This window comes from Tardiphaga sp. 619_E2_N8_4, assembly GCF_051810905.1.
GTDB lineage: Bacteria > Pseudomonadota > Alphaproteobacteria > Rhizobiales > Xanthobacteraceae > Tardiphaga > Tardiphaga robiniae.
The window spans coordinates 1,345,657-1,357,780 of the sequence record NZ_JBPWQJ010000001.1; the positions used below are offsets into that span (position 1 = coordinate 1,345,657).

Annotated in this window: 13 protein-coding genes; all 13 read left to right on the top strand. The window is 59.8% G+C overall.

The window, feature by feature from the left end:
• Window positions 1–98 precede the first annotated feature (98 nt).
• Window positions 99–1,742 (top strand): flagellar basal-body MS-ring/collar protein FliF, encoded by a 1,644-nt coding sequence (fliF, locus tag AB8A23_RS06440; protein WP_093757669.1) that lies wholly within the window; start codon window positions 99–101, stop codon window positions 1,740–1,742.
• Entirely contained in the window at window positions 1,739–2,446 is a 708-nt protein-coding gene (locus AB8A23_RS06445; protein WP_439060109.1) for a hypothetical protein, read from the top strand. Before fliF ends, AB8A23_RS06445 begins: the two co-directional genes overlap by 4 nt.
• A gap of 1 nt (window position 2,447) precedes the next feature.
• Window positions 2,448–3,782 (top strand): MotB family protein, encoded by a 1,335-nt coding sequence (locus AB8A23_RS06450; RefSeq protein ID WP_439060108.1) that lies wholly within the window; start codon window positions 2,448–2,450, stop codon window positions 3,780–3,782.
• A complete protein-coding gene (locus AB8A23_RS06455; RefSeq protein WP_439060564.1) occupies window positions 3,779–4,966 on the top strand; it encodes a chemotaxis protein in 1,188 nt (395 codons plus the stop codon). The genes AB8A23_RS06450 and AB8A23_RS06455 overlap by 4 nt, the downstream gene beginning before the upstream one ends.
• Entirely contained in the window at window positions 4,963–6,189 is a 1,227-nt protein-coding gene (locus tag AB8A23_RS06460) for a flagellar hook-length control protein FliK (protein WP_439060107.1), read from the top strand. Before AB8A23_RS06455 ends, AB8A23_RS06460 begins: the two co-directional genes overlap by 4 nt.
• Window positions 6,190–6,232: 43 nt before the next feature.
• Window positions 6,233–6,718 carry a transglycosylase SLT domain-containing protein gene (locus AB8A23_RS06465; RefSeq protein ID WP_439060106.1) on the top strand — a complete coding sequence of 162 codons (486 nt, stop codon included), beginning with the start codon at window positions 6,233–6,235 and terminating at the stop codon, window positions 6,716–6,718.
• A 74-nt stretch (window positions 6,719–6,792) separates the two neighbouring features.
• Window positions 6,793–8,043 carry a flagellar hook protein FlgE gene (locus AB8A23_RS06470; protein WP_068729872.1) on the top strand — a complete coding sequence of 417 codons (1,251 nt, stop codon included), beginning with the start codon at window positions 6,793–6,795 and terminating at the stop codon, window positions 8,041–8,043.
• A gap of 32 nt (window positions 8,044–8,075) precedes the next feature.
• Complete coding sequence (gene flgK / locus AB8A23_RS06475) at window positions 8,076–9,545, top strand: flagellar hook-associated protein FlgK (protein ID WP_439060105.1); 1,470 nt, start codon at window positions 8,076–8,078, stop codon at window positions 9,543–9,545.
• A gap of 5 nt (window positions 9,546–9,550) precedes the next feature.
• Window positions 9,551–10,594, top strand: coding sequence for a flagellar hook-associated family protein (locus AB8A23_RS06480; RefSeq protein WP_089263446.1), 1,044 nt, complete (start codon window positions 9,551–9,553; stop codon window positions 10,592–10,594).
• Window positions 10,595–10,634: 40 nt separating this feature from the next.
• Window positions 10,635–10,982, top strand: coding sequence for a flagellar biosynthesis regulator FlaF (gene flaF, locus AB8A23_RS06485; RefSeq protein WP_068729866.1), 348 nt, complete (start codon window positions 10,635–10,637; stop codon window positions 10,980–10,982).
• Window positions 10,983–10,990: 8 nt separating this feature from the next.
• Window positions 10,991–11,398 (top strand): flagellar biosynthesis repressor FlbT, encoded by a 408-nt coding sequence (flbT, locus tag AB8A23_RS06490; protein ID WP_439060563.1) that lies wholly within the window; start codon window positions 10,991–10,993, stop codon window positions 11,396–11,398.
• Between the two features lie 15 nt (window positions 11,399–11,413).
• Window positions 11,414–11,821, top strand: a complete 408-nt coding sequence (gene flgD / locus AB8A23_RS06495; protein WP_439060104.1) for a flagellar hook assembly protein FlgD — start codon at window positions 11,414–11,416, stop codon at window positions 11,819–11,821.
• Between the two features lie 3 nt (window positions 11,822–11,824).
• Entirely contained in the window at window positions 11,825–12,091 is a 267-nt protein-coding gene (gene fliQ, locus AB8A23_RS06500) for a flagellar biosynthesis protein FliQ (RefSeq protein WP_089263448.1), read from the top strand.
• Window positions 12,092–12,124 lie beyond the last annotated feature (33 nt).

Here is a 12,124-nt window from a genome sequence, read left to right on the forward strand (position 1 = left end):
GACCGTCATAGGTCGCGGCCATTTCGCTTTCCAGCTCTCCGTAACCCTCGGACAAGCTTCGCAATCGATGATCGATTCGGAAGTGGGCAGGGGTATTTATGGTCAATCGCGAGCACGCGCAGAAGCTCTGGAACAATCTGCTTGAGCTGGGTACGAAGCGTCTCATTTTGCTCGCGGTGGTTGGCCTCGCTGTGTTCGGCGGTGTTGGCGGCGGCGCGTACTACATAAGCCGGCCGGAATACAATGTTCTCTATTCGGGTCTTAGCCGCGAGGACGTGACGCGTGTCAGCTCGGTGCTGCGCGACGCGAATATCGCTTTCGATCTGAATACGGCGGGCGATACGGTCTATGTCCGTCCCGGCCAGACGGCGCAGGCGCGTACGTTGCTGGCCGACAAGGGCCTGCCCAGCACCACCGGCGGCGGTTATGAGCTGTTCGACAAGATTGGCTCGCTAGGCCTGACGTCGTTCATGCAGGAAATCACGCGCGTGCGTGCGCTTGAGGGCGAGATTGCGCGGACGATCCAGGTTCTCAAAGGGGTCAAGGCGGCGCGCGTCCATATCGTGATGCCTGCGCGTGGCTCGTTCCGGCGTGAGCAGTCGCCGCCGTCGGCTTCGGTCGTATTGCGGACCGATGGCCCGGCGGATGCACGCACAGCACGTTCGGTGCGTCATCTCGTAGCTGCGGCCGTGCCGGGAATGACCGCGGACAAGGTCACCGTGCTCGATAGTGACGGTTCGCTGCTTTCGGATGATGATGGCAGCGGCAGCGTCGGGGCAACGCCAACCACGATGGCGAACTTGCAGAAGGTCGTCAGCCGCTCGATCCAGGAGAATGTGAGCCGGGCACTGACACCCTATCTGGGGCTCGATAACTTCGAGGTCAGCGTTGCGACCCAGCTGTCGACCGATAAGAAACAGACCAACGAGACGGTCTACGATCCAGATTCGCGGGTGCAGCGTTCTGTGCGCGCTGTACGAGAGAAGGAAACATCGCAGAGCCTCGATCGACAGCAGCCGACAACCGTTCAGCAGAACCTGCCAGATCAGCAGGTCAATGCGACCGGTGCCAAGAATCAGAATGATGAGAAGCAGCGCCGCGAAGACATCACCAACTACGAAGTGTCGTCGAAGACGGTGACGACCACGAGCGATGGTTTCGTGGTGAACAAGATGTTCCTCGCCGTTCTGGTCAACCGGCCGCGTCTGATTGCGAGCCTTGGCGATAAGGTGAGCGATGCTGCGATCGAAGCCAAGGTCGCGGAGATCTCGCAGATTGCGGCGACCGCAGCTGGCATCGATCGCCCGCGCGGCGACCAGATTCAGGTTTCGGCGGTCGAATTCATGGAAGGTGCGCGCGATCTCGCGCCGGTGCCGTCGATCACCTTCACAGAGGTGATGATGCGTCAGGCGGGTAGTCTCGTGAGTGCCATCACCATCCTGGCCGTGGCCGGCATGTTGATCTGGTTCGGTCTGCGCCCGGCAATCAATACGATCCTGGCCAGCGCGAAGACGGACGAGACGACGCAGTTCCAGGCGGAGACGAATGCGCTGCTCAGTGGCGGTAGCACGATGGCGACCGCGGCTCTGTCAGGAGGCGAAGCTCCGCCCAATCTTATCCAGGATGTCTCGAGCAGTATGCAGAATACGCCGCAAAAGCGGCTGGAACAGATCATTCAGCTCGATGAGAAGCAAGCGGCGGCAATTCTTAAACAATGGATCAGGCAAGAGGAAGCGGTATGAGCGCAGAGCAAGTCGCACGTTTGATCGCCGACTTCGATCGACCGGAGCCGCCAAAGACACGCAGCCGCGTCGTTCCGTTCGACCATCTGCATCACTCCAGCGTGCAGCCGCAACATCAGCCGCTTCTGCAGAAGGCAAAGCAGCAACCGTTGTTTCAGCCGCAGCCGCAGCCGCAGCCGCAGATGCAGCCAAAGCCGCTCCCCGTGCAGGAGGATAATGGTTATGAGCGCGGTCGCGCCGAAGGTTACGCGAGTGCACTCGCCGAATTCGAGCAGCGCCTGGAGCAGGAGAAGCAGGCACTTGCAGTGCAGGCCGCCGAAGAACGGCAGCAATTGCTCAACGAGACGGCGGCCAAGCTCGCCGGTGATATCGCCGAAATGGGCGACCAGTTGCAGGGAAGAATCGCTGGCGTAGCCGCTCGACTTCTCGAGCCGCTCATCAGTAACGTCGTACAGAAACAGGCCGTCGCTGCGTTCATCGAGCATTTGTCGTCAATCACAACCGATAGCCGCCGCCCGGTCCTGCGCATCACCGGTCCATCGGACTTGCTTGAATTGATCCGCAGCAAGCTCGGCGTCCGCGCGATTGCATCGGAGTTGCGTGCCGGCCCCGAAACGGAAGCGTCGATTGTCGTCGACCAGATCGTGCTTGAGACCCAGCTCAAGATATGGACCGAGCGCTTGAAAATGGCGGTCCAAAGCTGAGATGGCCGATCCGCTTCCACCAGAAATAGTGATCATCCGCCGCCGCAGTTCGTTAGAGAGCGGCGAGACGAAGAACAGTGTCTGGAAAATCGCCTACGCCGACTTCATGACCGCGATGATGGCATTCTTCCTGGTGATGTGGCTGATCAATGCCACCAATCAGGAAACGCGCGAAAGCGTGGCCACCTACTTCAACCCGATCAAGCTGACGGACTCGACGCCGGATCGCAAGGGCATCAACGATGCCCGGCGGGTTGACCCCGGCAAGGCCGTGGAAGGCGAGAGCAAGTGGCCGCACCCGGAGCCAGGTCAGCCGACGGATGCGCTTGCGCGCCCGCAGCCTCCGCAGCCACGCTATGGCGAGGCGACGTTGTTTCGCGATCCTTATGCTGTACTCTCGGAGATTGCCGGCGGTCCTCCGCGTCCGGGACAGACCAGCGCGGCGCTCGACCCAAATCGCAAAGAAGGGCTGAAGGGCGGAGAGGCCTATCGAGACCCCTTCGATCCGATCAACTGGCCGATGGCGTCGATCTCGTCGCTCGAGAAGAAGCTGTCGGGACGTAAGGACGCCGGCAGCCTACCATTCGGCGAAGATGTTGCTGTAGCAAGCGAGGGCCAGGAGCAGCGTCCGCTCGACGCCAAACCTGATGCCACCGGCACCCCGGGGCAGGAGATGTTCGGATCGAATTCAACTCCCGCAAAATCCGACAAGCAGGAGGCGCCGAAGCCCGCCGGGTTGTTTGCCGACGATGGCGACAAGTCCAATCCGGCAGCGGGTCGCCCGCAACCGGCGCAGGCTGACAAGACCGCAGCACCGGCCGACAAATCCCAAGCGCAGCCTGACAAGGCGCCCGCCCAGGCCGAAAAGGCCCAACCGATGGACGCCGCCAAGCTCCAGGCCGCGATCTCGGCGGCGCTGGCCGCCATTGGACCGGCGCGTCCGGTGGCCGAAGTGAGGGAAACCCCCGAAGGACTTCTGATCAATCTGACGGACGACGTGAACTACGGAATGTTTGCCAACGGCTCGGCCGAGCCCACGCCCGGTCTCGTTCGTGCGCTCGACAAGATCACGCCGATGATTGCGCAGAACCGCGGCCAGGTCATCGTGCGTGGTCACACCGATAGCCGTGTCTATCGCACGTCGGAATATGACAATTGGCGGCTTTCGACCGCGCGTGCGCATATGGCGTATCACATGCTGGTGCGCGGCGGCCTCGACGCCGGGCGGGTCGAGCGCATCGAGGGCTATGCGGACCGCCGGCCGAAAATTCAGAACGACCCGCTTGCCGCGCAGAACCGGCGGATCGAGCTTCTGATCCGTGCTCCCGTGCTATGACCAGCGCCAGGATCATTGCAGCAACGCTTCTAGCCTGTCTTGGCAGTGCACATGCGCAGCCGGCCGACGACCAAATGCGCGAGCCGTATCAGATGGTTCGTTCATTGCAGATGCTGCAAGATCAGATCGCGCGCGGCGATCTCGACGCTCACAATTCCCAACCCGCCCTGCTGAAGCGCCTGGGTGAGAACTTCCTGAAAGCCGATGCCACCGTCTGGAAGGAGCCGCGCAATTCGCGTGCAGCTGTCACCTTCCTCTTGAGTGGCGGGTCTCCCCAAGTGGTTGCGAGCCTCCGCTCCCGCAACGTGCTGAATATTGACGAGGCTATTGTCGATGGCGCCATCGCTTATGTCGAAGGGCGCACGGACGAAGCGAAGTCGAAGCTCGCCAATATCAAGCCACGCAGCCTGCCTGCGGCACTCGGTGCCGAGATCGCGCTGGTGCAATCGGCACTGGTTGCACAGGACGACCTGAAGGTCGCGATCGCATTGCTTGACGAGGTGCGGCTGATGATGCCGGGCACGCTGGTCGAGGAAGCGGCACTGCGTCGGGAGATCTTCATCGTCGGACAGGACGACGACTTCGACAAGTTCGAAGCCCTCGCGGTGCGCTACTTTCGCCGATATAGGCATTCTATCTATGCAGGCAATTTCCGCCAGCGCTTTGCGCTCTCTGTGGCACGCTTCAGCTTCGTACAGCGCCCCGATCGTTTCCCGCGTCTTGTCGCTGTGCTCGATCATCTTGATCGGGCGAGCCAGCGGGCACTCTATCTTCTTATTGCAAGAACGGCATTGGTTCGCGGCAAGACTGAAATGACAGTGCTCGCCGCCGACCGTGTATTCGCATTGTCCGATGACGACAGCGCCGAGCGCGTACGCGCGCGCCTGTACCGGGCCGCGGCACGCGTTGCCACATCTGCACACAGTACGGCAATCGCCGAGCTTGAGCAGATCGACAAGGCAAAACTATCCGAACGTGATGTCGAACTGCAAAGCGCGGCGCTTGCCATTGGACTGAATGTTCGAAAGGCGCTGCCGGAGGCAAAAGCCAAGAGCGACGGAAGCAGCGAAGCGAAGACGGCCATGCGGCCGCGCATTGATTTCAGCCGCTCTCTCGCTGCCGTCGATCGGGCACAAAAGTTGCTCGATGCGTCGCAGGAGCAATTAAAGGAGAAAACCCGATGAACAATGCCGATCTCCTGATGGCAGCGCTTCGCCAGACAGCGGCCGGAAAGGCTGGGACGAAAGGCGGATTGAACGGCGGTGCCCATGCCAAGGACGGCAAGGAGAAGGCCGATCACTTTCGCGAGCAGCTCCGTCTGGTCTCAAAGGAGACCAAAACAGTCACGCCGCATGTTGCCAAGACAGCCGATAACGCGAAAATCGTCGACGCAAAGCCGATACTCGACGCGGCATCCGTTCTTGCGGAATTGACCGGTGAAGTCGCGCAAAAGCCAAACGTCAGCGACGATCAAGCCGATGATGACGATTCAAAGGCCACGAAGGGCGACGAGAGCGCGACAAAATCTGCACCCTGGCGCGGACCGGATCCCGCGCTTAGCGCGGTAATGGCCAAACTCGATCACGCACACTCACCTTTGCCAAGTGATGACAAGGCGGCGTCTCGCATTTCGGTATCGGACGTGAAGGCAGATGATGCTCCGCGCGATCCCACGAAGCTCATTCACGCCGCAACAGCCGACGTGCCTGACGCCGATGCGGCCACCACGCAACGATTTACGTTGGCGGTCGAGACGACGGATACCAAGTCGCTTCCGGTTGCGAAGGCGGTCGTCCGTGAGCAAGAGACGCATTTCGAACCCGTGCAACAGGTGACGACGCTGCAGAAGATCGTCGATCGGATGGCTACTGATCTGGTGACCGTCGCATCACCTGAAGGGGCTCGCGCGGCTGACGCGCCGGGGCTCGAAACGAACAAAGCTGCGGATAGCCGGCCGGTGCGCATGATGACGCTTGAACTCGATCCGCCCAATCTCGGCTCTGTCACGGTGAAGATGCGGCTTGCCGGCGATTCCGTGGAGATTCATCTCACTGCGGATCGCTACGAAACCACGCAGATGCTGCGGCAGGAGCGCGGTGCGCTCACCGACGCCATGCAGTCGGCTGGCTACACGTTCGACATCGCGGCGATCGATCATACCCGCACCCCCGACGCAAATCTGAACAACGGTCAGCAGCAACAACAACAAGCGCCGTCCGATCAACGTTCTTCGCTGCCGTCGTCAGGCGGATCGCAGGCGGACGGTGGTTCTTCGGGCCGGTCGTCCGGCGATGCGCAGAGCGGCGCACGGCATAACAGGCAGGATCATGAGCAATCGCCAAGGTCGCCGGAGCGGCAGCAGGATCAGAATAGCAATCGGGTTCGCAGCAGCACTGTTTATATCTAGCGCTGTAACGGACGCTCAAGCCGAGGGGCCGTGCGAACGGGAGATGGCGCGCGCGGCACGCCGCCACAATGTGCCACTCGGCGTTCTCTTTGCGGTCGGTCTCAGCGAGACCGGGCGCAAGGGTGTGCTGAATCCCTATGCGCTCAATGTCGATGGCCGGACGGTGCTCGCCACCGATCTGCGCAATGCCGTTGCGCGTTTCGCCGAGGAGAAGAGCAGGGGCGCCAAGCTGGTCGATCTCGGCTGCATGCAGATCAATCATCGCTATCACGGGGAAAAATTTCCAAGTGTAGAGGCGATGTTCGATCCCGCGCGCAATGTCGACTACGCCGCACGATTTCTGAAAGACCTGCGTGAGCGCGAGGGAAACTGGACGATGGCTGTCGCGCGCTACAATGCTGGGCCGACCAATACTGTCGGCCAAAAACGCTACATCTGCAGTGTTATCGGCAGCCTTGTCGCGAGCGGATTTGGGTCGTGGACGAGCAAGGCCCGAGATTTTTGCGCTGAGCGCACTGCGTCACGATGACCCTGTGGATAACCGCCAGCCTCGCGCAAGCAACTTCAACTCTAATACTTCACACGTGAAACGGAGGATAATCGATGAGTCTGTATGGGGTGATGCGCACAGGCGGCTCCGGCATGAACGCGCAGTCGAACAAACTGGCGACGGTCGCTGACAATATCGCGAACGTGAATACCACGGGCTACAAGCGCGCCTCGACGGAATTCTCCTCTCTGATCCTTCGCAGCGGAACCGGAAACTACAATTCCGGTAGTGTCGAGACGCAGGTTCGTTACGCGATCTCTGATCCCGGTACGATGAATTACACGACGTCCGCGACCGATTTGGCGATCCAGGGCAACGGATTCTTTGTTGTCAGCGACGCAGGAGGCACGCCTTACCTCACGCGCGCTGGCTCTTTCGTTCCGGATGGCCAGGGGAATCTCTACAATACCGGTGGCTACTATCTGATGGGCTACAACATCAAGAATGGCGCCCAGCCGAACGTCGTTGCCAACGGCCTCGGCAATCTCGAGGTCGTAAACATCGCGCAGCAGTCCTTGCTGGGAAATCCGACGACCCAGGCAGGCATCAGTAGCGCCAACCTGGATTCCAATGCTGCGATCAGCGCCGGACCGCCGAACTTTACGTCGAAAACGTCGGTCATCACCTACGATAATATTGGAAATGCGGTGAAACTTGACATGTACATGTTCAAGACAGCCGCCAATACATGGGATGTGCAGATCTACAACAGCGCAGGCGCGGCAGCAGGCGGCGGCTTCCCCTATGCAGCCGGGTCGCAGCTGGGCACCACCCAGACATTTACCTTCGACGTCAGCGCCACCGGCAAGGGCCGCCTCGCTGCCGCGAGCCCGACCTCGATGGCCTTCACAATCCCGGGCGGCTCGCCCGTCACTTTCGATATGTCGAGTATGACGCAGGTCGCAGACGAGTTCCAGTTCAAGGCCACGACCAACGGCAATGCGCCGAGCGCGCTCGACCGTGTGGAGGTGAGCTCAGACGGCACCATGTATTCGATCTTCGACGACGGCACGCGAATCGCGAGCTACAAGATCCCGCTGGCGACGGTACCGAGTCCCGACAATCTCTCGCCCGAAGTCGGGAATGTCTATTCGATCAGCACCAACTCCGGCAACATCCAGGTCGATTTCGCGGGCAATAGCGGTCTCGGTACCATCAAGCCGGAAGCGCTCGAAGCATCCAACGTCGATCTGGCCAACGAGCTCACGGCGATGATCGAGTCGCAGCGTGGCTACACCGCGAATTCCAAGGTGTTCCAGACCGGCGCGGACCTGCTCGACGTACTCGTCAACCTGAAGCGCTGACGCACAGCGCGGATCACTGACGGGAGTCTCCAATGTCACTTACGGTCGCACTCAATTCGGCCCGCTCGTCGCTTATGGCGTCGGGCGTCCAGTCTTCCGTCATCTCGCGCAACGTCGCCGGCCTGCATCAGGACGGTTACTCCCGCAAGAATGCTCTGATCGTTTCCCAGCCGGGCAGCGGTGTCTATGTCAGTGGTATTCAGCGGGCCGCCAGCGCCGGTCTGTTCAACAATGTCGTCAAGGCGGTATCGAACACCGCACAGCAGGATGCCCTTTATAACGGTCTGCAGAAGGTTGCGGCTGTCACCATCGACGACCCCGAGCTCGATCAGTCTGCCGCGGCGCAACTGGCCAAGCTGAAAAGCGCCCTGCAGCAATATGCATCGGCGCCGGATAACGTAACGTTCGCGAATTCCGCCGTCACGGCGGCCAAAAATGTTGCCGCATCGCTGAACGATTCGACCAACACCGTGCAGACTGTTCGCGCGGATGCCGACGCCGAAATGGCGACGTCGGTCGGGAATATCAATCAGCTTCTGGCGCAATTCGAGACGGTCAATACGGCGATCATCAAGGGAACGATCTCCGGCTCCGACGTCACCGACTACCTTGATACGCGCGATAGTATCCTGTCGAAGCTGTCCCAGGAGGTTGGGATCACGTTTGCCACCCGCGCAAACAATGACATGGTTGTCTATACGGATTCCGGGGTCACGTTGTTCGAGCGTACCGCTCGCTCCGTAACCTTCGCTCCGACAAATTCCTACACGGCCGCCACAACGGGTAACGCTGTGGTCGTCGATGGCGTTCCCGTTACCGGCGCTAACGCGATCATGCCGATCGGCTCCGGCAAGCTCGCTGGTCTCGCGACGCTTCGCGACGACAAGATGGTGACCTATCAGAATCAGCTCGACGAAGTTGCGCGCGCCGTGATCGAGATTTTTGCCGAAAAGGATCAGAGTGCCGCCGCTGGACCAGACCAAACCGGCCTCTTCACCTATGCCGGTGGACCCGGAATGCCGACCACGGGCGTGATCAATGTCGGGCTCGCCGGGACGATCAAGGTTACCAATCTGGTCGATCAGGCGCTGGGTGGCAATCCGAGCCTGATTCGTGACGGAGGCATCAATGGTGCCAACTACGTCTACAACACGGGCGGAGAGGCAGGCTTCTTCGCGCGCATCCAGAGCGTCGTCGACGGTATAGCGGCATCCCGAACTTTCGATCCGGCCGCGCTCGGCAAGCCAAGCGGCAGCCTCATCGACTTCGCCGGCTCATCGGTGAGTTGGCTGGAATCGCAGCGCAAGAGCGTGGGCGACGACGCCACTTATAGCCAGACGCTACTGGAGCGCAGTGCCGATGCGTTGTCGAACGTCAATGGCGTTAATATGGATGACGAGATGACCTTCATGTTGCAGGTCGAACGCACCTTCTCGGCATCGTCGAAGCTGATTTCAACCATTGACGACATGCTGAAAGAACTTCTGATGGCGGTGGGGTAATCGATATGGCTACAAATTTCATTTCATCGAACTCGATCTCGACCACCCTGCGCATCTCCGCGTCGAAAAGCCAGGTGGCGATCTCAAAGGCCACCAAGGAGGCGACGACAGGAAGGCTCGCTGACGTCGGGGGGAGTCTTGGTGCACTCACGGGTCGCGACGTGACCCTGCGTGCGGAGCTTCTCGATATGGAGAAAATCGTCGATACCAATGCACTCGTGAGTGCCCGCCTGGACGTCACGCAGGAGCGTGTTTCGCAATTGATCGAGACGGCACAGTCCTTCCAGAAGGATTTGCTGGCGGCGCGCAATTCGGCAAATGGCGGCGTCATCATCGCCCAGCCGGCAGCGTCGAACCTCCAGTCGCTTCTCACGACGCTCAATGTTTCGATGGACGGACAGTATCTGTTCGCCGGCATCAACACGGCGCAACAGCCGATGACGCCTTATCAGACCGGTTCGGCTAGCAAGACGGCAATCGATGCGGCTTTTACTGCCGCTTTTGGTTTTCCGCCCGGTGACGTGGCTGCCGTAAATATCACCCCCGCCGCCATGAATAACTTCCTCGACAATGCGTTTGCGACCGAATTCGACGATCCGGCCTGGGGAACGAACTGGTCGTCGGCATCCGATCAGGTCATGCGCAGTCGCATCTCTACGACACAAACCGTCGATTCCTCCGCCAGCGCCAATGACAAGGCATTCCGGAACCTGGCGATGGCCTACACGATGCTCAGCGGGCTTGGTCTGGAAACTCTGAATCAGAGCGCGTTCCAGGCCGTTACAGACAAGGCGCTGCTGCTGGTCGGCGGTTCGGTGTCCGACCTTGCGAGTGTCGGTGCACGCCTCGGAACCGCGCAGGAACAGACGACAAATGCTACCAGTCGTCTCAAGGTGCAGACCGACATCGTCAATAAGCAGATCAACGCTATGGAAGTGGTCGATCCGGAAGAGGCATCCGTCCGGGTCAACTCCCTGAAAAATCAGTTGGAGATGTCGCATGCGCTGACCGCGCAAATTCAGAACCTCAGCATCCTCAATTATCTCTGATAGGTGGGCTGATCTATGAAGCAACAGGTTATCGATTGAAATGACACTGGCAGGTTACGACGCGGAAATCGAGGATAGCGGCCGCGAGGCGCGATCCAGGGAACAACAAGCGCTCAATCACGGAATTAAACTACTTCAGAAAATCCAGAGCGGAGCGCTTGCTTCATCCGAAGAAACAGATGCCTTACTCTATATTCGTAATCTCTGGACCTTCTTCATACAAGATCTGTCGAATCCGCGAAACGGCCTGCCGGAGCAGTTGCGAGCGCAACTGATTTCGATTGGTCTCTGGGTCATCAAGGAAGCCGAGCGCCTCCGTGAAGGGCAGTTGTCGGACGTGAGCGATCTCGTTGCGATCAATATCGTCATCCGGGATTCGCTGGCATGAAGAAGCCAATGTGTATATCGCTGCGATCGGGCGAGAAAATCTATATTAACGGCGCAGTTTTGCGGGTCGACCGTAAGGTGACGCTGGAACTGATCAACGACGTGACTTTCCTGCTCGAAAGTCAGGTCATGCAGGTCGCCGATGCGACAACGCCGCTTCGGCAGCTCTATTTCGTTGTACAACTGATGTTGATGAGCCCGGGCGATATCGAACAGGCGCGTGCGGTCTTTGGGCATCAGCGCTGCGCGATCTACGCGGCGGCGGACAACAAGGATTTGTTGCAGGGCCTCGATGCGATCGAGGAGCTCGTCGAGGCTAAACGTTATTACGAGGCGTTGCGGAAGATCCGGGCTCTGTTCGAAGTCGAACAGGCGATCCTGAGCGGCGCCGACATGCTGCTGCCGGTCGTGGCCTAACCCAGGGAGAGCGAGATGATCGTCAACGGCGTAGATACCGCGAAATCCACCACAAGTACGACGACGTCGACGTCGTCGACCAACATGATCGACTACAACGGCTTCCTGCAGCTTCTGATCGCGCAGATGCGCAACCAGGATCCCACCAATCCGACCGATTCAACCGAATATATGAGCCAGCTTGCACAGCTGTCGTCCGTCGAGCAGGCGGTTCAGACCAATGCAAAGCTCGATACGCTGCTGTCGACCAGCGCGATTACCCAGGCAGAAGGGTTGATCGGCCGCACCGCTTCGTTCACGGATGAAAGCGGAACGAGCACGACCGGCAAGATCAAGGAAGTCTATATCATCCAGGGCGGTGCAGTTGCGACGCTCGAAAACGGTACGAAGGTCCAGCTCGGGCCCGGCATTACCATTAGCTGAGCCATGAACGAGCGCGACGCCCTCGATATCGCCCAACAGGCGATCTGGACCATCATCGTTGCCGCCGGCCCGGCGGTTGGTTCCGCGATGTTCGTCGGCATCGTCATTGCCCTCCTGCAGGCGCTGACTCAGGTACAGGAAATGACGCTGACCTTCATCCCCAAGATCGTGGTGATGTTAATCGTGGTCGCCGTCACCGGCTCCTTCATGGGAGCCCACATCTTTGCCTTCACCGAAGTGCTCTACGGCCGGATCGAACGCGGCTTCTAGCCGCCACCGTCTTCACCATCTTCACGCAAGGTC

What these genes read in the sequence shown, in the direction of transcription:
- fliF (WP_093757669.1), top strand. Translation starts at nt 99, where the DNA reads ATGGTCAATCGCGAGCACGCGCAGAAGCTCTGGAACAATCTGCTTGAG.
- AB8A23_RS06445 (WP_439060109.1), top strand. Translation starts at nt 1,739, where the DNA reads ATGAGCGCAGAGCAAGTCGCACGTTTGATCGCCGACTTCGATCGACCG.
- AB8A23_RS06450 (WP_439060108.1), top strand. Translation starts at nt 2,448, where the DNA reads ATGGCCGATCCGCTTCCACCAGAAATAGTGATCATCCGCCGCCGCAGT.
- AB8A23_RS06455 (WP_439060564.1), top strand. Translation starts at nt 3,779, where the DNA reads ATGACCAGCGCCAGGATCATTGCAGCAACGCTTCTAGCCTGTCTTGGC.
- AB8A23_RS06460 (WP_439060107.1), top strand. Translation starts at nt 4,963, where the DNA reads ATGAACAATGCCGATCTCCTGATGGCAGCGCTTCGCCAGACAGCGGCC.
- AB8A23_RS06465 (WP_439060106.1), top strand. Translation starts at nt 6,233, where the DNA reads ATGGCGCGCGCGGCACGCCGCCACAATGTGCCACTCGGCGTTCTCTTT.
- AB8A23_RS06470 (WP_068729872.1), top strand. Translation starts at nt 6,793, where the DNA reads ATGAGTCTGTATGGGGTGATGCGCACAGGCGGCTCCGGCATGAACGCG.
- flgK (WP_439060105.1), top strand. Translation starts at nt 8,076, where the DNA reads ATGTCACTTACGGTCGCACTCAATTCGGCCCGCTCGTCGCTTATGGCG.
- AB8A23_RS06480 (WP_089263446.1), top strand. Translation starts at nt 9,551, where the DNA reads ATGGCTACAAATTTCATTTCATCGAACTCGATCTCGACCACCCTGCGC.
- flaF (WP_068729866.1), top strand. Translation starts at nt 10,635, where the DNA reads ATGACACTGGCAGGTTACGACGCGGAAATCGAGGATAGCGGCCGCGAG.
- flbT (WP_439060563.1), top strand. Translation starts at nt 10,991, where the DNA reads ATGTGTATATCGCTGCGATCGGGCGAGAAAATCTATATTAACGGCGCA.
- flgD (WP_439060104.1), top strand. Translation starts at nt 11,414, where the DNA reads ATGATCGTCAACGGCGTAGATACCGCGAAATCCACCACAAGTACGACG.
- fliQ (WP_089263448.1), top strand. Translation starts at nt 11,825, where the DNA reads ATGAACGAGCGCGACGCCCTCGATATCGCCCAACAGGCGATCTGGACC.